This window comes from Aeromicrobium tamlense, from assembly GCF_013408555.1.
GTDB lineage: Bacteria > Actinomycetota > Actinomycetes > Propionibacteriales > Nocardioidaceae > Aeromicrobium > Aeromicrobium tamlense.
On the sequence record NZ_JACBZN010000001.1, the window covers coordinates 2,724,480 to 2,750,064 of the forward strand.

At 71.2% G+C, this 25,585-nt stretch carries 19 protein-coding genes; 7 read left to right on the forward strand and 12 right to left on the reverse strand.

All coding sequences use genetic code 11. From position 1 onward, the window contains the following. Nucleotides 1–83 precede the first annotated feature (83 nt). Nucleotides 84–926 (forward strand): class I SAM-dependent methyltransferase, encoded by an 843-nt coding sequence (locus tag BJ975_RS13430; RefSeq protein WP_179426751.1) that lies wholly within the window; start codon nucleotides 84–86, stop codon nucleotides 924–926. 69 nt (nucleotides 927–995) lie between these two features. Here BJ975_RS13430 and BJ975_RS13435 read toward each other — a convergent pair whose 3' ends face one another. From BJ975_RS13435 to BJ975_RS13445, 3 genes are all read right to left on the reverse strand, one after another. Further along, nucleotides 996–2,513, reverse strand: a complete 1,518-nt coding sequence (locus tag BJ975_RS13435) for an ABC transporter substrate-binding protein (RefSeq protein ID WP_179426753.1) — start codon at nucleotides 2,511–2,513, stop codon at nucleotides 996–998. Beyond that, the gene (locus BJ975_RS13440) at nucleotides 2,510–4,204 is read right to left on the reverse strand and encodes a class I adenylate-forming enzyme family protein (RefSeq protein WP_179426755.1); all 1,695 of its coding nucleotides are present in this window, start codon (nucleotides 4,202–4,204) and stop codon (nucleotides 2,510–2,512) included. Before BJ975_RS13440 ends, BJ975_RS13435 begins: the two co-directional genes overlap by 4 nt. A 198-nt stretch (nucleotides 4,205–4,402) precedes the next feature. Then, complete coding sequence (locus BJ975_RS13445; RefSeq protein WP_179426757.1) at nucleotides 4,403–5,032, reverse strand: TetR/AcrR family transcriptional regulator; 630 nt, start codon at nucleotides 5,030–5,032, stop codon at nucleotides 4,403–4,405. A 129-nt stretch (nucleotides 5,033–5,161) separates the two neighbouring features. Here BJ975_RS13445 and BJ975_RS13450 point away from each other — a divergent pair, with 129 nt between their 5' ends. From BJ975_RS13450 to BJ975_RS13460, 3 genes are read left to right on the forward strand one after another with little or no spacing between them, the layout of a single operon-like run. Further along, nucleotides 5,162–6,718: an acyl-CoA carboxylase subunit beta gene (locus tag BJ975_RS13450; RefSeq protein ID WP_179426759.1), complete on the forward strand. Its 1,557-nt coding sequence runs from the start codon at nucleotides 5,162–5,164 to the stop codon at nucleotides 6,716–6,718. A gap of 23 nt (nucleotides 6,719–6,741) precedes the next feature. Then, complete coding sequence (locus tag BJ975_RS13455) at nucleotides 6,742–8,388, forward strand: acetyl/propionyl/methylcrotonyl-CoA carboxylase subunit alpha (RefSeq protein ID WP_179426761.1); 1,647 nt, start codon at nucleotides 6,742–6,744, stop codon at nucleotides 8,386–8,388. Then, nucleotides 8,385–8,804, forward strand: coding sequence for a nuclear transport factor 2 family protein (locus BJ975_RS13460; RefSeq protein WP_179426763.1), 420 nt, complete (start codon nucleotides 8,385–8,387; stop codon nucleotides 8,802–8,804). Before BJ975_RS13455 ends, BJ975_RS13460 begins: the two co-directional genes overlap by 4 nt. Nucleotides 8,805–8,863: 59 nt before the next feature. Here BJ975_RS13460 and BJ975_RS13465 read toward each other — a convergent pair whose 3' ends face one another. From BJ975_RS13465 to BJ975_RS13475, 3 genes are all read right to left on the reverse strand, one after another. Further along, entirely contained in the window at nucleotides 8,864–12,181 is a 3,318-nt protein-coding gene (locus tag BJ975_RS13465; protein ID WP_179426765.1) for an ExeM/NucH family extracellular endonuclease, read from the reverse strand. Between the two features lie 76 nt (nucleotides 12,182–12,257). After that, nucleotides 12,258–15,098: a bifunctional metallophosphatase/5'-nucleotidase gene (locus BJ975_RS13470; RefSeq protein ID WP_179426767.1), complete on the reverse strand. Its 2,841-nt coding sequence runs from the start codon at nucleotides 15,096–15,098 to the stop codon at nucleotides 12,258–12,260. A 124-nt stretch (nucleotides 15,099–15,222) separates the two neighbouring features. Next, the gene (locus BJ975_RS13475; RefSeq protein WP_179426769.1) at nucleotides 15,223–15,612 is read right to left on the reverse strand and encodes a hypothetical protein; all 390 of its coding nucleotides are present in this window, start codon (nucleotides 15,610–15,612) and stop codon (nucleotides 15,223–15,225) included. A gap of 105 nt (nucleotides 15,613–15,717) precedes the next feature. Between BJ975_RS13475 and BJ975_RS13480 the strand changes: the two genes are divergently transcribed. Next, a complete protein-coding gene (locus tag BJ975_RS13480) occupies nucleotides 15,718–16,569 on the forward strand; it encodes a 3-hydroxybutyryl-CoA dehydrogenase (protein ID WP_179428313.1) in 852 nt (283 codons plus the stop codon). A 7-nt stretch (nucleotides 16,570–16,576) separates the two neighbouring features. On the opposite strand, the gene BJ975_RS17165 is transcribed toward BJ975_RS13480, so the two are convergent. Together BJ975_RS17165 and mmuM are read right to left on the reverse strand one after the other, a co-directional pair. Then, nucleotides 16,577–17,197, reverse strand: coding sequence for a PaaI family thioesterase (locus BJ975_RS17165; protein WP_179426771.1), 621 nt, complete (start codon nucleotides 17,195–17,197; stop codon nucleotides 16,577–16,579). 30 nt (nucleotides 17,198–17,227) lie between these two features. Continuing rightward, nucleotides 17,228–18,049 carry a homocysteine S-methyltransferase gene (gene mmuM / locus BJ975_RS13490; RefSeq protein WP_179426773.1) on the reverse strand — a complete coding sequence of 274 codons (822 nt, stop codon included), beginning with the start codon at nucleotides 18,047–18,049 and terminating at the stop codon, nucleotides 17,228–17,230. Between the two features lie 138 nt (nucleotides 18,050–18,187). Between mmuM and BJ975_RS13495 the strand changes: the two genes are divergently transcribed. Further along, entirely contained in the window at nucleotides 18,188–19,711 is a 1,524-nt protein-coding gene (locus BJ975_RS13495; protein ID WP_179426775.1) for an AMP-binding protein, read from the forward strand. A 19-nt stretch (nucleotides 19,712–19,730) separates the two neighbouring features. Here BJ975_RS13495 and ppc read toward each other — a convergent pair whose 3' ends face one another. From ppc to BJ975_RS13510, 3 genes are all read right to left on the reverse strand, one after another. Then, nucleotides 19,731–22,517 carry a phosphoenolpyruvate carboxylase gene (gene ppc / locus BJ975_RS13500; protein WP_317628271.1) on the reverse strand — a complete coding sequence of 929 codons (2,787 nt, stop codon included), beginning with the start codon at nucleotides 22,515–22,517 and terminating at the stop codon, nucleotides 19,731–19,733. 81 nt (nucleotides 22,518–22,598) lie between these two features. After that, on the reverse strand, nucleotides 22,599–22,847 hold the full coding sequence (locus BJ975_RS13505; RefSeq protein ID WP_218845935.1) for a protealysin inhibitor emfourin: 249 nt from the start codon (nucleotides 22,845–22,847) through the stop codon (nucleotides 22,599–22,601). Next, entirely contained in the window at nucleotides 22,844–23,887 is a 1,044-nt protein-coding gene (locus BJ975_RS13510; protein ID WP_179426779.1) for a M4 family metallopeptidase, read from the reverse strand. The genes BJ975_RS13505 and BJ975_RS13510 overlap by 4 nt, the downstream gene beginning before the upstream one ends. A 134-nt stretch (nucleotides 23,888–24,021) precedes the next feature. On the opposite strand from BJ975_RS13510, the gene BJ975_RS13515 reads away from it, so the two are divergent. Further along, the gene (locus BJ975_RS13515) at nucleotides 24,022–24,678 is read left to right on the forward strand and encodes a hypothetical protein (RefSeq protein WP_179426781.1); all 657 of its coding nucleotides are present in this window, start codon (nucleotides 24,022–24,024) and stop codon (nucleotides 24,676–24,678) included. 6 nt (nucleotides 24,679–24,684) lie between these two features. Here the strand turns inward: BJ975_RS13515 and BJ975_RS13520 are convergent, their stop codons facing one another. Then, on the reverse strand, nucleotides 24,685–25,515 hold the full coding sequence (locus BJ975_RS13520; RefSeq protein WP_179426783.1) for a hypothetical protein: 831 nt from the start codon (nucleotides 25,513–25,515) through the stop codon (nucleotides 24,685–24,687). Nucleotides 25,516–25,585: the final 70 nt, after the last annotated feature.

A 25,585-nucleotide genomic window follows, 5' to 3' on the forward strand; every position in this document is an offset into this window, starting at 1 on the left:
GGGCGGTACAGAAACAGAACTGGTATCACCACGGCCGCTGGACGGACTCTGTCGGAAGGCAACGAAGCACAGAAGGAAGTCCCATGAGCACCACTGAGACCACCGACACCGCAGCACAGCAGGACCTCGAGCTGAAGGCTCGTCACCGCAGGATGTGGGCACTCGGCGACTACGACCGCGTCTGCCGCGAGATCGTCTCCCCGCTGGGCGGCGTCCTCGTCGACGCCCTCGACGTCCAGAGCGGCGAGCGCGTCCTCGACGTCGCGGCCGGCACCGGCAGCGCGGCCGTCCGCGCCGCCCGCCGCGGGGCCGACGCCGTCGCGTCCGACCTCACGCCCGAGCTCCTCGACGTGGGCCGCGAGTCCCACCCCGACGACACCCTCGCGTGGGACGTCGCGGACGCCGAGGCGCTGCCGTACGAGGACGACGCGTTCGACGTCGTCATGTCGTGCATCGGCGTGATGTTCGCGCCGCACCACCAGCGAGCGGCCGACGAGCTGGTCCGCACGGCCCGCCCCGGCGGCCGGATGGGCCTCGTCTGCTGGACGCCCGAGGGCACGATCGGCCGGCTGTTCGCGACGATGAAGCAGTACGTCCCGCCGCCGCCCCCGGGCGTCTCCCCGCCCCCGCTGTGGGGCCAGGAGGATCACGTCCGCGAGCTGCTCGGCGACCGCGTCGAGGACCTCGAGCTGCGGCGGATGACGCTCCCCGTCACCCTCTTCGAGGGCGGCGAGCAGTTCCGCGACTACTTCGCGAAGCACTACGGTCCGACGATCGCGGCCTACGCGGCCCACGCCGGCGACCCCGACCGCACCGCCGAGCTCGACCGCGACCTCGCGGCCCTCGGCGAGCGCGAGGGGACGCGCGACGAGGCCGGCTTCACGATGCAGTGGGAGTACCTGCTCGTCACCGGGCGGGTGCGCTGACCCGACGCGCGCGCCGGACGACTCCGGGATCCCGACGGTCCCGGAGCCGTCCTCCCCCTGATGGGCCCGTCAGTCCACCGTGATGCCGATGAACTTGGGCTTGCCCATCTGGTTCATCTGGAAGCCCTGGACCTTGTCGCTCCGCGCGATCAGCGCATCCTGGAACGCCACCGGAAGGAACGGGGTGCTCTCGTACGCCGCGACGGCCGCGGCGTCCAGGCCGACCACGCGCTCGTCCAGGTCGAAGGACTGGTCCGCCGCACCGATCGCCTCGGCCATCCCGTCGATGTCGAGGCCGCCGACGTTGTAGTAGCCCTTGGCGTCGAACAGCGACCGGTAGGTCATGCTCGGGTCAGGACGTCCCGACCAGCCGGCGAGGTAGGCCGGACTGCTCTTCTGGTTGAAGTACTGGTCCGTGGCCTCGACCACGTCGCGCGGGAGGATGTTGACCGTCACGCCCACCGCCGCCCACTGGTCCTTCAGGATCTCGGCCAGGCGAACGCTCGAGGTGTCGCTGCGGCTGAGCATGTCGAACTCGAGGTCCGGCTCACCGGCCTCGGCCAGCAGTCGCTTCGCCTCGTCGGGGTCGTAGGCGTAGTCGACCGAGTCCGGCGTCTCCGCCCAGTACCCGTCAGGCAGCACACCGCTGGCCGGCTGCCCGTGCCCGAACAGCGCGTTCTTGACGATCGTGTCGCGGTCGATCGCCAACGCCAGCGCCCGGCGCACCGTGGCATCGGAGAACTGCGGCGCGCTCGTGTTCATGTACATGCCGTGCACCAACAGGCTCGTCTGCGACTCGAGGACGACGGACTTCTCCTTCTCCAATGACTCGGCGTCGACCGGCTGGACGTCGAGCGCGATGTCCTGCTGCCCGGAGCGCATGGCGGTCACGCGGGTGCGCGGGTCGGTGATGATCTTGATCCTCAGGCTCTCGGCGCGCTCGGCGTCCTCGTCCCAGTAGTCGTCGAACCTCTCCAGGCGGAGCTCGTTGCCCTGCTTCCAGTCCGACAGCTTCCAGCCGCCCGCGCCGACCGGGTTGCGGCTCACGTCGTTGTCGTTCGCCTCCAGCGCCGCCGGCGAGACCATCATGCCGGCGCGATCGGCCAGGACCAGCAGCAACGAGGCGTCAGGACGGCTCAGCTCCAGCGTCACGACGAGCTCGTCATCGACCCGCACGTTCTCGATCGACGCCAGGTCAGCGGCCGCGACCGAGTCCTCGGCGCGCGCGCGATCGAGGTTGACCTTGACGGCGTCGGCATCGAGGGGCTCTCCGTCGTGGAACGTGACGCCCGACCGAAGGGTCAGCGTCAGCTCGTTCGGGCTCGGCGAGTCCCAGGACTCCACGAGCCCGGGCTGCGGCTGAAGACCCTCGTCGAACGACACCAGCGTGTCGTAGATCGGGAAGAGCATCACGTGATCGTTGCCGGAGTTGCCGCGGATGGGGTCGAGCGAGGACACGTCCGACTGGGCCGCGACCCGCAGCGTGGTCGACCCTGCCGACTTCTCGTCCGAGCCCCCGCAGGCGGACAGCACCGCGGTCATCAGGGCGGCCGCAGCCACCACCTTCATCGTCTTGGCGATCCTCACAGCGTCTGTCCTTCCTTGAACAGCTGGCGCAGCTTGTACTTCTCGATCTTGTTGGTCGGTGTGTGCGGGATCTTGTCCACCGGGAGGATCCGCGTGGGCCACATGAACTTCGGCATGACCGCCTTGCAGTGCGCATCGAGCGCCGCCTCGTCGAAGGCGCGCCCCTCCACCAGCTCGACGAACGCGACGATCGCGTCCTCGTAGCCCTCGTCGCTCGGCACCGCGATGACCGCAGCGAGCTGGACACTCGGGTGGCGGGCGATCTGCTCCTCGACCTGCGCACCCGAGATGTTCTCCCCGCGAACGCGGATGCGATCGCCGAGTCGATCGACGAAGTGGAAGACGTCGTGCTCGTCGACCCTCGCGGCGTCACCGGTGTGGAACCACAGGTTGGCGAAGGCCTTGGCGGTGGCCTCGGGCTTGGCGAGGTACTCGGTGAAGATCAGCTCGGACAGCGCCGGCCGCATCGCCAGCTGCCCGACCTCACCCGGTGCGCAGGGTCGGTCGTCCTGGTCCAGCACGGCGACCTCGAAGAACGGGCTGGGCGTGCCGAGGATCCCCTTGATCACCCGCGGGTCCGGCCCGTCGAGGACCAGCATCCCGGCCTCCACGAAGGAGGCGCGGATCGTGGCGTGGTCGAGGCCTCGGTAGACCGACTCCGGCGTGCCCTCGCCCTGCGGGAGCTCCTCGACGAGGGTCATCATCGCGCTGCCGGACTCGGACTGGCCGAACCCCGTGAGAGCGAAGTCGATCCCGAAGCGCCGCGCGAACTCCTGGTGGTTCGCCGGTACGGGACCCAGCACCACCTTGTTGAGCGCGTTCTCGCGGTCGTCGTCCCGGGGCTCCTGCTTCTGCAGCCACGTGATCATGACGTCCAGCAGGGTCGCCGTGGTGCACCCGCCCGCCTTGATGCGGCGCCAGAAGTCGCTGGGGCTGAAGCGGTCCCACAACTGCAGGCCCGCCCCGACCCAGAGGGCGCGCGCGACGTTGTAGTGAGCCCCGCCGACGTGGTACAGCGGGAGGTCGTTGTAGACGACGTCGTCCTCGTTGAGGATCCGGCGACCGATCCACGTGTACCCGTTGACCCAGCGGTGCGACTGCAGGACGCCCTTCGACGGCCCCGTGGTCCCCGACGTGTAGATGATGTTGGCCGGGTCGTTGAACGCCAGGGTGACGTCAGGACGCTTCGCCTCCCCCAGCAGGTCGGCGAAGACATGAGGCCAGGCCCGCGACGATCCCTGCGCCGGCACGACGATCACCGTCGGGTCGACCGTCAGCTCGCCCTTGATGTCCTCGACTGCCGGGACGAGGTCCTCGTCGACGATCAGCAGGGCGGGACGCGTGTCGTTGAGCTGGTAGGCCAGGAGCTCGCCCCGGTAGAGGTAGTTGACGGGCGCGTAGACGGCGGCGGCCTTCCAGAGCCCGTACATCGACGCGGCGGCGACCATCGCGTTGGTGGAGAGCACGCTCACCCGGGTTCCCCGGTCCACCGCGAATCGCTCCGCCAGGTTTCCGGCGATCGCGTCGGTGCGAGCGCCGAACTGGGCGTAGGTCAGCTCCTCGCCCGTCTCGCCGTACGTGATCGCGATGCGGTCGGGTCGCACCCCCACGTGGTGGTCCAGCGCTTCCACGGCCGTCGCGAAGTCGTACTCCAGCAGCTTCTCGAGGTCTTGGGACCTGATGGCATCCAACTACCTCACTCCTTCCCGCGCGCCGAGCGTCCTCGTCGGCGCTGTCTACCTGAGCGACCGCTCAGGTAGTGGGATCGTATGTGACGTCTCTCACGCAACGCAAGAAGAAGTTGAGATTAGTTTCAAGTGCCGCCCGCGCAGACACGGGCACGACACCGCGAGCGGCGACTCGCGGCGAGGAGTGGGTGCCAGTCGGCGTCAGCCGGCGGCGAACGCCGCGTCGATCACCTCAGGAGAGGCGTTCAGCATGCGCAGCCCCAGCAGCGCGAAGTGGTCGCCGATCTCCTCCGGCGTCCACCGCCCGTCCGGGCGGTACCAGCGCGCGACGTCGACGCACAGGGAGAACAGGGCGGTGACCGTCATGTCGATCTGGGGACTCTCGAACAGCTCCAGCTCCACGCCGCGGTCGATGATCGCCCGCACCAGGCCCACCATGGCCCGCCGCACCGCGGCCACCTCCGCGAAGTGCTGGGGACTCAGCGAATCCAGCTCGTTCGCCAGCACGTGCGAGACGAACTGCTCGCGTGCGTGACCAGCGCTCAGCGCGCGCATCACTCCGACGAACTGCGCACCCGGACCGGTCTGGGTGGCCAGGACGCGCTGCATCCCGTGCAGCGCGCTCTCGTGCCCCTCCTTGGCGATGAGGAAGAGCAGCTCCTCCTTGGAGCGGTGGTGGGCGTACAGGGCCGAGGCGCTGATGCCGGCCCGCTCGGCGATGCCACGCGTCGATGCGCCTCCGAAGCCGTGCTGGGCGAACTCGGCCCGCGCGGCGTCGAGGAGGCGCGCCCGCGTCCGATCGCCCCGGGGACGCTGCTTCCGCTCTGCCATGCCTCAGCCACTCCTTCGCAGTCGTCGCCGTTGACGCGGCGCGGTGGTTCATCCTATCGTCGCGAACGTAACCGATCGATCGCTCAGTTAGCTATGCCCGTTCCATGGCGCTGGGGAAGGAACTCTCGCGTGACAACATCTCTCGGACACGACGAGGTCCACCGCCGCCGCGCGCTCGCGCTGCGGCTCGGAGGCGTCGACCAGGTGGCTCGCCAGCACGCCCAGGGCAAGCTGACCGCCCGCGAGCGCATCGACCTGCTCGCCGACCTCGGCTCACTGCGAGAGTTCGGCATCCTCACCGGACGCTCCGAGTACTCCCCCGAGGGCGAGCTGCGTGACTTCGTCCCGAAGGGCCAGGTCGACGGGATCGTCGAGATCGAGGCCCGCCCTGCCGTCGTGAGCGCCGGAGACTTCACGGTTCGCGGCGGCGCGGGCGGAGTCGATGCGGTGGGCTTCGGGCGCGAGCCGCTGCCGGCGGAGCGCGCGCTGGAGATGGGAGTTCCGCTCATCCGGCTCCTCGACGCGAGCGGAGGCAGCGTCAAGAGCTTTCTGGACCTGGGCCGCACCTACCCCCCGGACGGCAACACCTTCGTCGCGCCCGAGGTGGAGCTGCTCCAGCTCGCACCGGTCGTGTCAGCGGTGATGGGGCCGGTCGCCGGGCTGCCCGCGGTCGCCGCGTGCCTCGGCCACTTCAACGTCATGGTCAAGGAGACCTCGCAGCTGTTCCCCGGCGGGCCTCCGGTGGTGAAGGCCGCGCTCGGCCTGGACATCACCAAGGAGGAGCTCGGTGGCTGGCGCGTCCACGTCCACGAGAGCGGGTCGGTGAACAACGTGGCGGTGGACGAGCACGACGCCCTGGCTCAGGTCCGCGCGTTCCTGTCGTACCTGCCGACCAACGTGCACACGATGCCGCCGCGATCGGCACCACGCGGGCCCGGTACCGATCCGGACACCCTGCGCGACGTGATCCCCGAGGACGCCAGGACCCCCTTCGACCCTCGCGCCGTGATCGATGCGGTCGTCGACGAGGCGACGTTCTTCGAGCTGTCGCCCGCCTACGGTGGCTCACGGGTGACCGGGCTGGCCCGCGTCGACGGCTTTCCCGTGGGGATCATGGCGAACGACCCCGCGGTGCTCGGCGGGTCCACGGACACCGCTGCCGCGATGAAGACGATTCGGCTGATTCAGATCTGCGACCAGTTCCACCTTCCCCTGGTCTCCCTCGCCGACGAGCCCGGCGTCCTGGTCGGCCCCGACTCGGAGCGCGCCGGGATCGAAGCGGCCGGCGCCCGCCTGGTGTGGTCCGTGTGCCGGAGCCGCATGCCCTGGATGACCGTCGTCATGGGCCGACTGTTCGGCGTCGGCGGACAGACGCACCACCGCGCCTCCGGGATGTTCCGCCGCATCGCCTGGCCCACCGCACAGTGGGGCTCCATGCACATCAGCGGCGGCACGTACGCCGCGTTCCGCAGCCAGATCGAGTCCGCACCGGACCCGGAGGCCGAGCAGGCGCGCATCGAGGCGCAGCTGCGGGCGGTGACGTCACCGTTCCGTACCGCCGAGGCCACCGGCCAGGACATCGTCGACCCGGCGGAGACCCGCGACCTCGTCGTGCAGTTCGTCCGTGACGCGCAGCTGCCGCTGGCTCGCCAGCTCGGGCCCTCCCCCACCCCGTTCCTCCCCTGAACCGCGACCGGAGAGCACACCGCATGAAGAAGGTACTGATCGCCAATCGTGGCGAGATCGCCATCCGGATCATCCGCGCCTGCCGCGACCTCGGGCTGGCGTCCGTCGCGCTGCACACGGCCGAGGACGCCGGCGCCGCGTACGTGTCGCTCGCCGACGAGGCCATGCCGCTTCCGGGCCGCAGCACCGCCCATGCCTATCTGGACATCGACGAGATCCTCGCCGCCGCGCTGGCGTCCGGGGCGGACGCCATTCACCCCGGCTACGGCTTCCTCTCCGAGAGCGCCGAGTTCGCCCGTCGCGTCGCAGGAGCGGGTCTGACCTGGGTCGGACCGCCCGAGCGAGCCATCGACCTCCTCGCGGACAAGGCCTCCGCGCGCAACATCGCCTCCGAGGCGGGTGCCCGGCTGATCCCCGGCAGCGGCGGTCCTGTCGAGACGGTCGAGGACGTCCGTGCCTTCGTCGCCGAGCACGGCCTCCCGGTGGTGATCAAGGCCGTGCTGGGCGGAGGCGGACGCGGCCAGCGGGTGGTGACGTCCATCGACCAGGTCGCTGAGGCGTGGCAGTCCGCACGGCGGGAGGCCGAGGTCGCCTTCGGCTCCAACCCGTGCATGGTCGAGCGGCACCTGAGCCACGTCCGCCACGTGGAGACCCAGTGCCTCGTCGACCGGAACGGCACCGTCCGGATCGTCAGCACCCGCGACTGCTCACTCCAGCGTCGCAGTCAGAAGCTCGTCGAGGAGGCGCCCGCGCCACTGCTCGACAGCGCGCAGGTGCGCCACCTGTGCGACGTGTCCACCGCCATCCTGCAGGCGGTCGGCTACGTCGGCGCGGCCACCTGCGAGTTCCTCCTGGACGAGAGCGGAGATCTCTACTTCCTCGAGGTCAACACCCGACTCCAGGTCGAGCACAGCGTCACCGAGGAGGCCACGGGCGAGGACCTGGTCGCCGCTCAGCTGCGGATCGCCGATGACGAGCTGGTCCAGCCGGGCGCCGTCGAGGCCGATCGTCACGCGATCGAGTTCCGGATCAACGCCGAGGACCCGGGACGGGACTTCCTCCCGATCCCCGGGATGGTGCGCTCGCTCTCGATTCCCCAGGGTCCGGGGGTTCGCTGGGACGGCGGCGTGACGGCCGGCGAACGCGTCACCACGAACTTCGACTCGCTCATCGGCAAGCTGATCGTCACGGGCCCCGACCGGGCGACCGCCCTGGCGCGCGCACGCCGCGCACTCGCCGAGCTCTCCGTCGACGGCATCGCGACGGTGACCGACTTCCACCGTGGCATCGTCGAGCACCCAGACTTCGCCGAGCTGCCGCTGGGCGTGCACACCCGATGGATCGAGCAGGACTGCGACCTCCAGCTCGACGCCTACGCCCCGAGCGTCGCCGATGCCGAGACCTCCTCCGGTCGCCGAGGCGAGGTTCGCTCCGGCGCGACGAGACGGGCCCTCGAGGGTGACGTCGTCTCGCCCCTCACCGCCACCGTGCTCCAGGTCCGCGTCGAACCCGGCTCCGTCGTCTCGGAGGGCGACGTCGTCGCCGTGGTGGAGGCGATGAAGATGGAGCAGTCGATCCGCACGACCACCGGCGGGACCGTCTCGGCCGTGCACGTCGCCGCGGGCGACGGCGTCACGACAGGTCAGGCCGTCGTGAGCATCGACGCATGACGACCCTCCGCGAGGCGTCCCACCCCTTCGTCGTCGCACTCGACGCCCTGGCCACGGCCGCGGAGACCGGCGACGAAGCCGCCTTCACGCGCCTGTTCTCGACCGACGCGACCATCTGGCAGAGCACGGTGGGCCACGGGATGCGCGTCCCGGATCTCGTCCGGGTCCTGCGGGCGCTCGACCGCACGGTCGGGGGCCGCCGCTACCTCGACCGCCGCGTCGACGTCCTCGAGCGTGGCGCCGTCGAGCAGCACGTCCTCGAGGGGACTCGCCTGAGCGACGGCGCACGCGTCCGACTCACGGCGTGCGTGGTCGTCAGGTTCGACGAGGACGGCTTGATCTGCGACCTGCGCGAGTACCTCGACTCCGCGGAGACTGCGGCTTTCACGGCGCCACCGACGAGCCTGCGCAGCTAGACAGAGGACGGCCCCAGGATCTCCCTCGATCCTGGGGCCGTCCGGCCTGTCCCCCTGCCTCAGCGCACCCGCAGCACGAATGCGCGGCTGGCGGGCGACGTCAGCGACGAGCCGCCGTACTTCGCCACCAGGCGCACCGAGGACCTCTGACGCGGCAGCGTGACCGTGGCCTTGCCGCCCTTGACCTTCGCGGAGCCGATCACCTTCGAGCCGCGGTAGATCCGCACCGTGCCCGACTTCTCGGTGAAGCCCGGGGTCCTGACCGTGACGCGCACCTTCGCGCGCGTGCGGTCGGTGACCTTGCCGTTCAGCACCTTCGCGGCAACCGTGGCCTGGGCCTTCGCGATCGTGACCCGGACGCTGGTCTCGCTCGGGTCGACGTCGCGGCTGCCGCCGTAGAAGACCCGCACCGTCGTGGTGCCCGGACGCAGTGCGGTGCCGGGCACGCGGATCGTGGCCGTGCCGTCGCGCATGATCGCCGAGGCGATGATGCGGCCGTCGACCGTCGCGTACGTCAGGCCGCTGGCACCCGGGGCGCCCGTGACGGCGATCGCCGTCGGCTTGCCGTAGGTGCCGCGCGCCGCCTTGGCGGTCAGCGTGGACACGGCGCGCACGTCGACGGCGACCTTCGCGGTCGAGTCGGCGTAGCGGCCCTCGCCGGCGAAGTCGACGTCGAGCACGTGACGGCCGGCGCGCAGCGTGTCGGCCGGGACCGTCACCGTGGCGGTACCACCGGAGACCTCGGCCGTGCCCAGCACCTCGTCGCCGAGCGAGACCGTGACCGTGCCGCGCGGCGAGCCCACGGCCGAGCCGACCGTGACGGCGACGTCGAACGGCTCGTCGGCCCACACGACCTTGGGCACGTCCGCCGAGGTCGTGGTGGCGACCTCGGCCGCCGCACCCGGGTCGAAGCCGACGATCACGGGGTCGTGGTCGCTGGCGCGGTACGGGGTCGACGCGTCGAACAGGCTCGTCACGTTGTTGTTGAAGCGGCTGTACTCACGGCCGATCGACTCGGGCGCGTTGATCGTCCACACGTCGGCGCCGGTGACCCGCGCGAACGCGGCCGAGGACGCGAACACGTGGTCGAGCGAGCCGTGCATGCCCTCGAACTGGTAGGTCTCCTCGTTCGTCAGGCGCTGGTCGACGTTGACGAACCCGGCGTCCTCGATGATCGCGAGCGGGTCCTCCTTGGCGTAGGAGTTGAAGTCGCCGAGCAGGAAGACGCGGTCGGTGTCGGTCTGCTCCTCCAGCGAGGCCACGAAGTCGACGAGCGCCTCGGCCTGGCCCACGCGAGCGCGGTTGGACGCGCCCTGGCCGTCGCCCTGGTCGGCGTTCACCCCCTCGCCCGAGCCCTTGGACTTGAAGTGGTTGACGATCGCCAGGAAGTCCTGGCCGGCGTCGCCGTCGACCGGACGGAACTCCTGCGCCAGCGGGGCGCGGGCGTTGGAGAACGCGGGCGAGTCGAGGATGACCGACGGACCGACCGGCTCGACCACGTCGCGCTGGTAGATGAACGCGGTGCGGATGACGTCGCGGCCCGAGGTCGGGATCGCGGCCGGCGACAGCACGGGTGCCCAGCGCTCGGTGCCGGCGTCGGCGTTGAGCGCGGCGACGAGGGTCTTGAGGGCCTCGTCACGGTCGGCGCCACCGAGCGAGCCGGTGTCCTCGATCTCCTCGAGCGACAGCACGTCGGCGTCGAGCGTGTTGATCGCCTTCACGATCTTGGCCTGCTGACGCGCCAGGCTGGCGTCGTCGGCCGCACCGCGGGGGCCGTTGTTCGTGCACTCGTTGACCGTGATGCGGTTGCCGTCGCGGTCGGTGTACCAGGTGCACGTGCCGCGGCCCGAGGCCACCCAGTCCTCGCCCGTGGTGGTGAAGTAGTTCAGCACGTTGAACGAGGCGAGCTTGACCGCGCCGCCGACGTCCTTCGGCGCCGGCTCGCGCGTGCTCTCCGACGAGATCGTGGCCGGCTCGTCACCGGCGGCGAACGGCTGCGTGGGCTGGAGCTTCCAGGTGCTGTTGCGCCAGTCCATGATCATCGGATCGTCGATCGTCACCTTCGCGCCCGTGCGGACCTCGTTGCCGGGCGTGAGCCACGGACCCGGGATCGCGCGGTTGGCGCCCGACGTGAAGTTGATGCTCTTGCCGTCGTCGATGCTGATCGCGCGCGCGGCGTTCTGCGCGACGAGCGCGTCGTACGCCGAGGTGCGCGGGCGGACCTCGTTGGTCGGCTGCGGCAGCACGGTGTCACCGGCCGCCAGGCCGATCTCGCCGAACGTGTTCGTGCCGTAGTTGTTCGTCAGCGTGTAGGTGCCCGAGGTGGCGTCGACGAGCATGCCCTCGAGCGCCTCCCGCTGGCCCGGGCTCATCGGGAACGTGACCGGGGTCGGGGTGACCGTGCCGGGCGTCGTCGCGTCCTGCCACGACACCGCGGTGACCTGCGTCAGGCCGTTGAACTCCGAGACGGTGCCGGTGACGTCGATCGTGTCGCCGAGCTCGACCGACTGCGCGAACGTGGTGGACGCGCCGAAGACGAAGAGGCCGTGCGAGGCCGGGCCCGCCGTGCCGCCGGTGCCGGGTGTCTGGATGTAGGCGCCGTTGAAGCCGCCCGAGGCGTAGTGGCCGGTGACGACTCCGGTCGTGCGGACCGTCCTGCCGACCAGAGGGCTGGCCGCGCCGGTGCCCTGGATCTCGGCGATGGTCGCGTCCAGCACCGGCGGAGGCGCCACGTCGCACGCCGTGCCGCATGCCACGGGGCTCGGAGGCGTCTGCTTCGTGAAGTCGGCACCGTTCTGATCGGTGTCGACCCCGCCCGTGCGCGCCAGGGACTCGCCGACGGCGGGGTCGAGCGGTGCCGGGGCCGTGCCCTCGAAGGTGTTGGTGCTGCCGTAGCCCACCAGGTCCACCAGGGTCGCGTCGGCGAGGACGGCGCTCGGCTGGCCCGTCAGGGCGGTCTCCGACCTGACCAGCGCGATGGTGCCCGACGCGCCCGCGGGGTTGATCGACCCGGTGACGTCGGGGGCCGGGAGGTCGGCGCCGGCGGCCGTGCTGTTGCCCTGTCCTGCCACCAGGAACGAGCCACCGGGCTGCACCTCGTGAGAGCCCAGCGGCGTCACTCCGGTGAACGCGGTCGTTCCGCCGGAGGACCGGTACTGGACCGACCAGCCGGAGACGTCGATCGCGGCCGCGGTCGGGTTGCGCAGCTCGATGAACTTGAGCTTGTAGGGCGCGCCGGCCGAGCCTCCGTCGACGTAGACCTCGTTGATGACGAGGCCGGAGCCGTCGGGCGCGGCGGTGGCCGCGGACGGCACCGCCACGGCCGCACCGGCCGCGACGGCGAGCGCGGTGAGTCCGCGCAGGACAGGACGAGACATCAGGATTCCCCTCGAGATGGGTGCAGGTGGGAGTGGGCCGGGGCGGCCTGCACGCAGGCCGCCCCGGCTCGGTTCACTACTTGACGACCGTGGTCTTCACGGAGGTCTTGGACGCGTTCGCGACGGAGCTGCCCTTGTAGAAGACCCGCAGCGTGGCCTTGCCGCGCGGGAGCTTCGACAGCTTCACGCGGGCCACGCCGTTCTTCACCTGCGCCTTGCCCACGACCTTCGTGCCGCGCTTGACCACGACCGTGCCGGTCGGGGTGAAGCCCCGGCCCGAGACGCGCGCCTTCAGGACCGCGTTCTTGGCCGAGACCTTCTTCGCGACGACGGCGCGCACCGAGGTGTTCGCCTTCGTCACCTTGACCGTCACCGTGGCGTCGGCCGGCTCGTACGAGGCGCTGCCGTTGAAGAACAGGCCGTAGGTGTGCGAGCCCGGCTTGAGCGCGGTGCCGCCGAAGCGGAACGTGCCCTTGCCGTCGGAGAGGAAGGCGGTGCCGACCTGCATGCCCAGCTGGTTGGCGACGTAGACGATGCCGGTGGTGCCGGGGGCGGCCGACATCGTGATGGTCGCGCCGGTGCCGTACGGCGTGGTCGAGCCCTTCGCGGTGAACGGCGTCTCGCCCTTGATGACCTCGACCGAGACGGTGCCCTCGGACGGGGCCACGGTGGAGGAGCCGTCGAACGAGACGGTCAGCGTGCGCTGGCCGAGTCGCAGGTCGGCGGCGTGGACGTCCACGGTGCCCTCGCCGTCGGTGACGGTGCCGGCACCGACGATGTGGTCGCCCTCGAGGATCCGGACCGGACCGTCGACGTCGACACCGGCCGCCGCGGCGACCTCGACCGAGACGTCGAAGACGTCGCCCTTGGTGACCTGGGCCGGGGCCGTGGCGGTCGTCGTGGACGCGGCCTTCTCGACCGACAGCGGGATCGTGGCGACGGTGCCGCTGGGCGCCGCCGTCGCGCGGATCGTGCCGCCCTCGATCGCGCCGGCCGGGACCGTGAACGTGAACGTGCCGGAGGCGCCGTTCGTGACCGCCTGGGTGCCGAGGTCGAGCGACTGGTCGTCGCCGTACTCGAGGACCGCGCTGACCGAGGTGTTCGCCGGGCTGCCCAGCGACGTGAGGTTCAGCTTCGGCAGCGAGAACGAGGCGCTGTCGCCGACCTCGTAGGAGTCCGCGAGACCCGTGACGGCGACCGAGCGGCGACCGAAGTCGGGCGCGACCGGGGAGTTGTCGCCGAGGTAGTCGATCCAGCCCTCGTAGTCGACGACGCCGGTGTCGACCCACGTGCCCTCCTTGAAGGCGCGGAAGTTGTCGCCACCGGTGCCCAGGAAGGACGGGACGATGACCTTGTAGGACTTCGCCGGGTCGATCAGCTGGTCGTCGATCCAGATGCTGGTGACGCGATCGCCCTCGTCGCGGGTGGCGTCGTAGGTGTAGCGGACGTTGTCCGACACGCCCAGCTGCTGGTACGGACGGCTCGGCACGTTGCCGTTCGCGTCACGCTGCCACTGCTGCTCGAAGACCTTCTTCAGCGAGGCGCCCGTGAGGGTGACCGTGTAGAGGTTGTTGGTGAACGGCAGGACCGCGTTGGCCTCGGCGAACGTCACCGAGCCGTCGGTGTTGTTCGGGCCTCCGGTGGTGGTGTTGCCGGCGTAGAACAGCTCGTCGCGCAGGCCACCGGGGTTGTTGAGGGCCAGGTCGGCGGGCGCCGGCGTGCTCTTGGACTGCTCGAGCATCGCGTCGGGGACCAGGTTGCCGATCGTCGACTCGCTGGCGCGGTCGTCGCGGCCCGTCTTCGGGGCGGCCGGGTTCGACGGCGTGTAGACGCCGTTGACGTAGCTGCCGCCGGTGTAGGCCGTGGTGATGTCGGCCGAGATGTCGGCGACCTTCTCGTTGCCGATCGTGGCGGCGTACGCGAGCGCGCTGTCGACGATCTGCTGGACCTGGGCGACGCGCGGCGACGCCAGGTTGGCGGTCGCGGCCCGCGCGACGTTCTCCACGGTGTGCGCGGCGACGTCGCCGGTGTCGGGATCGACCGACAGGGTGACCTTGCCGATGTTGTCGCCGTAGCTGCCGGTCTGCAGGACCGGGCGCGTCTTGCCGGCCGCGCCGGGCACCGGGGCGTCCCAGGCGTAGACCTTGTGCGTGTGGCCGGTGAAGATCGCGTCCACCGAGGCGTCGGTGCCGTTCACGATGTCGGCGAAGGCGCCGCCGTGGGCGACCTCCTCGGCCAGCGACGAGCCGTCGGGCGTGCCCGCGCCGGCTCCCTCGTGGTACGCCGCGACGATGACGTCGGGACGATCGGCCTCGGGCAGCGCCTCGAGACGGTCGACCTCGGTGTTGACCGCTGCGACGGGGTCGGTGAACTCGAGGTCCGAGATGCCCGAGGGGGTCACCAGCGTGGGGGTCTCCTGCGTGACAGCGCCGATGACGGCGACCTTCAGGCCGGCGCGCTCGAACGTCTCCGAGGCGGGCAGCGCGGCCGAGCCGTCGGACTTGAGCCGGACGTTGGCGCCCAGGTACGGGAAGTCGGCCCGGTCGGTGACGCGACCCGTGAGATCGGCGAAGCCGCGGTCGAACTCGTGGTTGCCCACGGCGGACACGTCGAGGTCGAGCGCGTTCAACACGTCGATCGTGGGCGCGTCCTGCTGGGTGGCCGACGCGAACGGCGACGCGCCGATGTTGTCACCGACGGACAGGAAGAGCGTGTTGGCGGCGCCCTCCGTGTCGCGGATGCTCTCCACGGTCGTGGCGAACTTGGTGGTGTTCGCGTCGATGCGGCCGTGGAAGTCGTTGATGTCGACGAAGGTGATGTCGACCGGGTCGGCGGCACTCGCCGACGGGGCCACCACGATCGGCGCACTGAGCAGCGCTCCGATCGCGACGACCGAGAGGGAACGTCGGGACTTCAAGATCTTGGTCCTTTGTCGCAGGGAACACGGGTCGCCACACCGTAACCCTGAGAATCACCCAAGAGACCTGCCGAAGCATGTCTTTTTGGTTAAGACCCGGCAAAAGGTCGGGGCGCCGCGCGGACTAGAGGGCGATCGTCGCCTGGAGTCGGCACGGGCCGTCGGGCGCGGCCACGATCGGGTCGATCGCGAACGGCACCGTGGCGCCGGCCTTGACCCGGTCGAGCTCGACCACGCGCGCCGGTCCGGTCTGCTGACCGATGAAGGCGGTGACCCGGTAGTCGCGCACCTGCTTGCCCGTGTTCTTGAGCGTGCCCTGCACCTTCCAGCGCCCCTTGGCGTTCTGGCGGCACGTGAACGTGGTGATCGCGAGCGGGTCGACCGTGCCCTGGGCCTCGGTCCCCACCTGACCCGGAGCGGTCGACGTGGCGTCGGTCTTCGGGGCGGCCGAGCCGTCGCTCGCACCGCAGCCGGCCACCGCCAGGACGAGCACCACCGAGACCCACGCACGCATGGGTCCATCCCATCACGCGGGCCCCATGCGCCCGCGGAGGCGCACCCCGGTGGCCGGTACGATCGAAGCTGAGGAATCCATCATCTTTCAGGAGGTCGAGTGTCCATCGAACGCATCGGAGTCGTCGGAGGCGGCCTCATGGGGTCCGGCATCGCGGAGGTCAACGCCCGCGCCGGCCTGTCGGTCGTCGTCGTCGAGGTGACCGAGGACGCGGCCACCGCCGCGCACGGTCGCATCGAGTCGTCCCTGCAGCGCGCCGTCGACCGCGGCAAGCTCTCGGAGACCGACCGTGACGCCGCGCTCGACGCCATCAACGTCACCACCGACCTGAACGCGCTGGCCGACCGCCAGCTCGTGGTCGAGGCGGCGAGCGAGAAGGAGTCGGTCAAGCTCGACCTGTTCACGCGGATCGGGCAGATCCTGCAGGACCCGGACGCGATCCTGGCGTCCAACACGTCGTCGATCCCGATCGTGAAGCTCGGCGCCGCCTCGGGTCGCGCCGACCGGGTCATGGGCGTGCACTTCTTCAACCCCGCGCCCGTCATGAAGCTCGTCGAGCTGATCCCGTCGCTGACCACCTCGGACAAGACGCTCGACCGCATGCGCGGCTACGTCTCCGAGACGCTCGGCAAGCAGCCGATCGACGCGACCGACCGCGCGGGCTTCATCGTGAACTCGCTGCTCGTGCCGTACCTGCTGTCGGCGATCCGGATGTACGAGGCCGGGTACGCCTCGGCGAAGGACATCGACAACGGCATGGTGCTGGGCTGCGGCCACCCGATGGGGCCGCTCGCGCTGAGCGACCTCATCGGACTGGACACCATCAAGGCGATCGGCGAGTCGATGTACGAGGAGTTCAAGGAGCCCCTCTACTCGCCGCCGCCGCTGCTCGACCGCATGGTCGACGCTGGCCTGCTGGGCAAGAAGTCGGGCCAGGGCTTCTACCCCTACCCCTGAGCCGCGGTCAGTCCGTCGTGCGCTTCCCGAGCCCCTGCTCGGGAAGCAGGCGCAGGAAGAGGCCCTCGGCCTCGGCGCACACGACGTCGCCGTGGCGCAGCTCGCCGCGCAGGAACCACTTGCGGCCCTCGACGCGGTCGATCCACACGACGGCCTCCAGCTCGGTGTCGATCGGCGTGAGGGCGCGGTAGCTGGTGTTGAGGTAGGCGGTCCGCGTGATGCCGCCGGCATTCAGCGACGCGAGGATGCCGAGCACCTCGTCGAACAGCAGCGTCACGGCGCCGCCGTGCACGGCCATGCCGCCGCCCATGAACCAGCGGCCGAACCGCACCGTGCCCTCGACGCGGTCGCGCGTGCGGGAGGTCACCAGGAGCTCGGGCAGCATCGCGTGTCCGCGCACCGGCAGCTCGGCGACGCGTCCGTTGACCTGGTGCTGCTCGTCGGTGGCGAGCGGCTCGAGGCGCTTGCGCCAGCCGGCGAGGTCGGCGGCGAGCCCGTCGATCGACTCGCGGTCCATCGGCATCGAGGCGAGCGCGTCCTGGACGCCGTGCAGGTGCTCGACCAGCTCGCCGTAGGCCCGCACGTCGTCGGCGGCGAAGTCGCCCTTGAACATCTCTTCCCAGCTCACCCGAGCGAGGCTATCCAAGCGCTCGTCGCGTCAGCCGAGGGCACCCATGATCACGGCGACGCGCGAGACCGCCTCGGGACCCACCCGGCAGCAGCCGCCGACCCACGCGGCTCCGGCCTCGACCCACGCGGGCACCAGACCGACGTCGTACGTGCTGGTGCCGACCCACTGCTGCGCCTCGGCGTCCCAGACCTCGCCCGCGTTGGGGTAGACGACGCCCGGCTTGCCCGTGGCCGCGGCGGCCCGCAGCGCAGGGCCGACGTCGGCGGGTGCACAGCAGTTCACGCCGACGGCCACCACGCTGTCCACGGCTGCCGGGATCGCGAACGCGGCGTCGAGCCGCTGGCCGGCGCACGTGCGATCACCGACGATCGAGTAGGAGAACCACGCCGCGTGGTCGTACTCCGCGAGCAGCCGTGCCAGCACTTCGGCCTCGTCGGTGTCGGGGATCGTCTCGACGGCGATCACATCTGGTCCGGCGGCCAGGAGGGCCTCGAGGCGCGGCCGGTGCACCTCCTCCAACTCCCGCGCGGTGAGTCCGTAGCGACCGCGGTACTCCGACCCGTCGGCGCGCAGCGCCCCGAACGGACCCAGCGAACCGGCGACCAGGCGGCCCTCGACGTCGCCGGCGGCCTCACGGGCCAGCTCGACGCTCAGCCGGATGAGGCCGGGGTCGCTCGCCTGGTAGCTGGCGGAGGTCGCCACGTCGGCCCCGGCCTCGAAGTAGGCGCGGTGCACCGCGACGATCTCGTCGGGCGACGTGCGCAGCACCCGCGCGGTCCACTCGCCGCCGGACAGGTCGTTCCCCCGGTCCTCCAGGGCGTTGGACAGTCCACCGTCGAGCACGTGCATCCGGCCAGTATGCCGTTCGCCGGGAGGGCCCGACCGCTGGTCGATCGGTCCGGGCCCGAGGTGCACGAGGCGAGCGGGAGTCGCCACAATGGCAGCGTGACGTGACCCACACGCACCGTTCGACCCGCCGGAGGCCTCATGATCGTCCCGCTGACCCTGCGCGACTTCCTCGACCGCGCCCGCACCGTCTACCCCGACCGCGTCGCCGTGGTCGACGAGCCGAGCCAGGTGGCGGACTCGTGGGGCGAGCTGACCTACGCGCAGCTCTACGCGAAGGCGCGCAGCCAGGCGGCCACGCTCGACGAGCTCGGGATCGCGCAGGGCGCGCGCGTGGCGATGGTGTCGCACAACGCGGCGCGCCTGCTCGCCTCCTTCTACGGCGTGGCCAACTGGGGTCGCATCTTCGTGCCCGTGAACTTCCGGCTCGCACCGGCCGAGGTGCAGTACATCGTCGAGCACTCCGGCGCCGAGGTCGTCATGCTCGATCCCGAGCTGGAGCACCTCGCCGACGCGTGCGCGTCGGCCAAGCACGTGTTCGTGCTGGGCCGCGACGACGACCGGATCTGGGCGTCGAAGGCCGAGCCGGCCGAGTGGGAGCCGGACGAGAACGCGACCGCCACGATCAACTACACCTCGGGCACGACGGCCCGGCCGAAGGGCGTGCAGCAGACGCACCGCGCGCGCTGGGTCAACGCCACCACGTTCGGCTGGCACGCCACGCTGACCGACCGCGACGTCTACCTGCACACGCTGCCGATGTTCCACTGCGACGGCTGGGGCCTGCTCTACTCCGCCACCGGCGTGGGCGCGAAGCAGGTCGTGATCCGCCAGATCGACGGCACCGAGATCCTCCGACGGATCGAGGAGCACGGCGTCACCGTGCTGGCCTGCGCGCCGGCCGTGCTGAACGCGGTCCTCGACGCGCTGCCCGACTGGACCGGCGAGACCGGCCGCGACCGGGTGCGCTGCATCGTGGCCGGCGCTCCCCCACCGACCCGCACGATCCAGCGCGTCCGCGAGGAGCTGGGCTGGGAGTTCATCCAGATCTACGGGCTCACCGAGACCTCGCCGCTGCTGACGATGAGCCGCATGCGCGAGGAGTGGGACGACCTCGAGGGCGAGGAGCAGGCGCGCCTGCTCGCCCGTGCCGGGGCGCCCACGCTCGGCACCCGGATCATGGTCGACGACAAGGGCGAGATCCTCGCCCGCAGCAACACGGTGCTCGAGTCGTACTGGGAGAACCCGGACGCCACCCAGGACGCGCTGGCCGACGGCTGGTTCCACACCGGCGACGGCGGCGTCTACGAGGACGGCTACGTCACGATCGCCGACCGCAAGAAGGACGTCATCGTGTCCGGCGGCGAGAACGTCTCCTCGATCGAGGTCGAGGACGTGCTCGCGTCGCACCCGGCCGTGCGCGAGGTCGCCGTCATCGGCGTCCCCGACGACAAGTGGGGCGAGCTCGTGCTGGCCCTCGTCGTGGTCGAGGGCGACGTCTCCGAGGAGGACCTGCGCGCCCACGCCCGCGAGCGCCTCGCCGGCTACAAGGTGCCCAAGCGCGTCGAGTTCCGCGAGGAGCTCGCCCGCACCGCCACCGGCAAGCTGCAGAAGTTCAAGCTCCGCGCCCAGTACTGGGAGGGCCGCGACCGCCTCGTCAACTGACCGGATCTCGACACCCGGGTCAGCCGGTGTTGCGCAGGCCGTTGGCGATGCCGTTGACGGTCTGCAGCAGCGCGGCGCGCATGTCCTCGTCGACGGCGTCGGGGTCCTCGCGGTAGCGGGCCAGCAGGTCGACCTGGGCGAACGAGATCGGCTGGAGGTACGCGTCGCGCACCTCCAGCGTGCGGCGCAGCGCGGGCTGGTCGTCGAGCACGTGCCGCTCGCCGGTGACGCGCAGCACCTCCTCCACGGTGACCGCGTGCTCGGCGCGGATGCGGTCGAAGATCGGTCGCAGGTCCGCCGGGACGAGGGTGTTCACGTAGTGCCCCGCGACGTCGAGGTCGGTCTTGGCCAGCGTCATCTCCACGTTCGAGATGAACGTGCGGAAGAAGTGCCACTTCTCGAGCATCTCGGCGAGCACGTCGGCCTGGCCGACGAGCCGCGCGGCGCGCAGGCCGCTGCCGACGCCGAACCAGCCCGGCACGATCTGGCGACTCTGGGTCCAGCCGAACACCCACGGGATCGCCCGGAGGCCGTCGATGCCGCCGCCCGTCTCGGGCCGGCGCGACGGGCGCGAGCCGATGTTGAGGTCGCCGAGCTGGTCGACCGGGGTCGAGGCCAGGAAGTACTCGAACAGCCCCGGCGCGTCGATCAGCTTGCGGTAGGACTCGTAGGCCGCGTCGCTGACCTGCGTCATCGTGTCGTCCCACTGCTGCATCGACTCGGCGGGCGTGCGGGCCTGCAGGTGCAGGGTGGACGCCTCGAGCACGGCCGCGAACGACAGCTCGAGGTTCTCGTGGCCCAGGCGCGGCAGCGAGTACTTGTCGCTGATGACCTCGCCCTGCTCGGTGAACTTGATGTCGCCGGTGAGCACGCCGTACGGCTGGGCGAGGATCGCGTCGTAGGTGGGTCCGCCGCCACGGCCGACGGTGCCGCCACGGCCGTGGAACAGCCGCAGCGTGACACCGTGCTTCTGCGCCACGTCGCGCAGCGCGCGCTGGGCGCGGTGCAGCTCCCACTGCGAGGTGGTGATGCCACCGGCCTTGTTCGAGTCCGAGTAGCCGAGCATGACCTCCTGCGTGTCGTCGCGCAACCGCACGAGCGAGCGGTAGTGGTCGTCGGACAGCAGCTCGTCGAGGACGTCGCCGGCGCGACGGATCTCGTCGACCGTCTCCAGCAGCGGGACGAAGCCGAGCCGCGCGAAGGGCGGCGTCTCGTCGCTGCCGACGAGGTCGACCAGGCCGGCCTGCCGGGCCAGCACGACCGGCGCGAGGAGGTCGTCCCCGCCGAGCGTCATCGACACGATGTAGGACTCGATGACGTCCTCGCCGAAGGTCTCCTTCAGCTCGCGCACCGCGGTGAAGACCCCGTATGTGCGCGCGCCCCACTCGTCGAGGGCGGGCGGATCGGCCGACAGCGGCCGCAGTCGGCCCAGCTCGCGCGACAGCAGCGCGAAACGCTCGCCGCGGTCGAGCTCGGCGTAGGGCGTCTCGGACTCGTCGAGGCGGTCGTACAGGATGCCGAGCGCGTGGTGGTGGGCCTCGGCGTGCTCGCGAATGTCCATCGTGGCCAGGTGCAGCCCCACCGAGGAGATCGCGCGGATCGCGCGCGCCAGCATGCGGTCGGCGATGAGCTCGCCGCCGTTCGCGCGCAGCGACGCGTCGACGACGCGCAGGTCGGCCAGCAGCTCGTCGCGGTTGGCATAGTCGCGTCCGGGCACGTGGGGCGTGCCGTCGGCGACGCGCGCCGCCGAGTTCGCGACCTTGAGCTTCACGCACGACAGCTTGAGCCGGTAGGGCTCGTGGGCGTTCACGAGCAGCAGTCGCGGGTCGAGGTCGGGCAGGGCCGTGAGGTCGGCCTGCAGCGACTTCGTCAGCTCGGCGCTGACCTCGACGAGCTCGTCGGACGACGACAGCTCGCGGATCAGCAGGTCGAGGTTGGTGTCGACGATGCGCGTGGCGATGCGGTTCTGCAGCCGCAGGATGTCGAGGGTGACCTGCGGGGTCACGTTGGGGTTGCCGTCGCGGTCGCCGCCGATCCACGTGCCGAACGACAGAGGACGGTGCGCGGGATCGAGGACGATGTCGTGCTCGGCCAGCCGGTCGGCGAGGTCGGTGCCGATGTCGGGCAGCGCCTCCTCGAGGATCTGCTGGAGGAAGAACACGAGGTGCCGCGCCTCGTCCACGGGCGTGGGCCGCGTGCGGCGGACGGCGTCGGTCTGCCAGATGAGGTCGATCAGCTGCGCCAGGTCGCGGTCCTGCGCGGTGCGTCGACGCGTGCCCGGCTCGGCGGAGTCGAGCAGGATGTCGGCGATGCGACGCAGCTTGGTCAGCACCGTGCGGCGGCTGACCTCGGTGGGGTGCGCGGTGAAGATCGCACGCACGTCGATCCGCTCGATGCCCTCGCGCAGCGCGTCGACGCCCTGCTCGGCGACGATGTCCTCGATCGCGCGGGCGAGCCAGCCGCCGTCGTCGGGCCGCGACTCGATCCCGCGCACGCGCGCGACCTGCTCGGCCACGTTGGCGAGATTGAAGTAGACGCTGAACGCCCGCACGAGCTTGCCCACCGTGGCGGCGTCGAGGTCGGACAGCAGGGCGCGGATCCGGGTGGCGGCCTCGTGCCGCTCGTCGGCGTCGTCGGAGTCCTCGATGATCTTGCCCTGCGCGCGGACCAGCTCGACCTGCTCGAAGAGGTGCTCGCCCTCGAGGCGGCGCAGGGTCTGGCCCAGCAGGTCGCCCACGCGGCGCACGTCGTGGCGCAGTGAGTCGTCCTTGGAACGGGCGATGGCGTCGAACTCGGAGTCGGTCACGGGGCTCCCCTCGGCTGACGGATGTCGTGGGGCGCCGTTGCCCGCGTCCAGCCTAGCCAGTTCGGTGGTGGTGCGCGGCGCTCAGCGCGTGTGGTGGACGACCGCGTCGACGAGGTCGCGCCACGGGCCGTCGACCTGCCGCTCGGGCAGGGTCGCCTCGCGATCGTTGGCCCGGACCTCGTAGACGAATCCGTCGGGGTGGCCGTCGTCCGGAGTGGCGTCCCACGGGCACGCCTCGACCAGCGGCCACCAGACCTGGGCCTCATCCTCGCTGGTGGCCTCGACCTCCCACTGCCGGCGCAGGCCGGCGAAGCCGCCGGTGCGGGTCACCCGGACGACGAGGAGGGGCTGGTCGATTCCATCCATACCCCCACAGACTGCCACGCGTCGCGCACCACGTCAGCCGCGTCGTGGTTCTCGGCGACCGCGACCGTGGCACGCGCGAACTCCTCGAACGTGGCGCGCGGCGAGAGGTCACCCAGCAGCGTCTCGTACCAGATCCGGCCGGCCACCTCCCAGGCGTGGCCGCCGAGCCCGGTGGCCACGAGGTGGAACGCCTTGTTGGGGATGCCCGAGTTCAGGTGGACGCCGCCGTTGTCCTGCCGGGTCTCGACGAAGTCGTCCATGTGGGCGGGCTGCGGGTCCTTGCCGAGGACGTCGTCGTCGTAGGCCGTGCCCGGCGCGCTCATCGACCGCAGCGCGCGACCCTCGACGGCGTCGGTGAACAGGCCCTCGCCGATGAGCCACGAGGCCTCGTCGGCGGTCTGGCCCGCGGCGCGCTGCTCGACGAGCGCGCCGAAGACGTCGGCGACGGACTCGTTGAGGGCGCCGGACTGGTCGCGGTAGACCAGACCGACGGTGTACTCGACGAGACCGTGCGCGAGCTCGTGGCCGATCACCGAGAGCGACGCGGTGAAGCGGCCGAAGATCTCGCCGTCGCCGTCGCCGAACACCATCTGCGAGCCGTCCCAGAAGGCGTTGTCGTACGCGTTGCCGTAGTGCACGGTGCCCAGCAGCGGCAGTCCGGCGTCGTCGATCGACTGCCGGGCGTAGACCGCGCGGAGGAGGTCGTCGGTGGCGCCGAAGCCGTCGTAGGCCTCGTCGGCCGCGACGTCGCCCGTGGGCGGGTCGCCCTCGTCGCGCACGACCTCGCCCGGCAGCTCGGTGCCGTTCCGCGCGTCGTGCACCGTGCGGCGCAGCGGCACGGTGGTGGCCGGCGGCCGGGCCGACGGGTGCGCGTGCCCGCCGTGCTCGGGACGCTCGGCGAGCGCGGCCTGGGCTGCCTGGGCCGCCGTGGCGTAGCGGTCGTCCTCGAGGCCGGCGATGTGGCGAAGAAGGTAGGGCGGGACGATCCCCCGAATCGTGTCCATGTCCCGACCGTAGACGTCGGCACCGACATCGCGCGCGCCGACGACTGCCACGTGAGACCGGCGTGGCCGACCGGCTGCCCGGACTGGCCGATCGGCCGAGGCGGCCGTCTTCGTCGCCCGGTTAGCGTGCCGTCATGGCCACCTGGACCCTGCGCGACCGCGGCCGCGACCTCGCCGTGCGCGACGACGGGACCGGTGGCCTCGTGCTGTCGCTCGACGGCGTCGAGGTCGACGAGGCCACGGTCGGACGGCTCGGCGACCACGAGTTCGAGCTCGACCGGATCGCCGGCCGCCACCAGAAGGTCAAGGCCGAGCGAGGGGTCGGCGCGACGCTGTCGAAGGTCGTGCTGGTGGAGTCCGGCCACGGCGACCTGCCCGTCACCGTGCCGTTCGTGCCACCGGAGGGCACCCGCGCCCGCCGCCTGCACGACCTGCGCGAGGCCCACCCGAAGGCCTGGGCGGCCCGGCACGTCGTGTTCAGCGTCGTCGGACTGCTCGGCATCGGCGCCCTCGTGTCGGCCCTGCTCGGCCGCCTCGTTCCGGCGATCGACTGGTCGTGGCTGCCCGACGCGCCGGACGTGAACCTGCCCGAGGTCGGCTTCGAGTTCTCGTTCCCGAGCTGGCTGCGGTACCTCAACCCGTTCTTCTGGCTCGGCCGCGTCACGCCCGACTGGCTGGCCGACCTGCCGTGGGGCGTGATCATCTCCCTGCTCGTGGCGTGCAGCCTCGCGTGGGGCGAGTACCGCAAGCAGCAGGACCGCAAGGAGCGCGAGGAGCGCACCGACGACTGAGGCGTCTCAGGACGGGTCGCGGCCCTCGGCCCGGCGCTCCTGCTCGGCCTCGTGCCGGACGGTCCGGATCCCCTTGGCCCACTGCGGCAGGTCGGCGCGGCGCACGTGGTCGGGCACCTGGCGGCTGAGCACGAACCGCGTGAGCGCGATGCCCACCACGACCATCGTGATGCCGAGCAGCCAGCCCAGGCCGGTGCGCCCCTCGTTCGACAGCCACACGATCGCGGTGGGCACGGCGAACGTCAGCATGAGGATCACCGACAGCACCCGGGCGCCGGCGGCGTTCGCGGCCGCGTGCGCGGGGCTCGTGTCCATCATGTTCGCCTCGACGAACTCCGCCGGGCGGAAGAACGCGAACCACGGCAGGACCACGAACACGACGAGTCCGAGGCCCGCCAGCATCGGCATGAAGGTGTTGGCCAGGACGACCAGCGCGGCGTCCGACCAGATGCCGCCACCACCGCGCGATGCATCGAACCAGTAGTGCCAGCCGTCGGGGCGGCGAACCGCCTCGATCGTGTCCTCGACGCCGGGCCGGTACCGGACGAGGACGGCGGTCAGACCCACCACCGGGCCCATGATGAGCGGCAGGACGAGCGTCCGGCCGAGCGCGACGAGGGGACGCGGCCCGTCGAACCGCACCCACATCGTCTCCAGCACGGCCCACGACACGGGGATGACCGAGCCGAACATCAGCAGGTAGCCCAGCGGACTGTCGCCGTCGACGTCGGCGGCCACGTCATCGATGACGATCCACTGCACGACGGCCACGGCGACCACGAGCAGCCACGGGACCGGGGTGAACAGGATCCGCCGCCACGGGCTCTTCGCGCGCATGCGCTCGAGCCTAGGGGCGGCGCGGCGGCCCCGCCTCGGCGAGTGGCGCACACCGGGGTCGCGGGTCGGC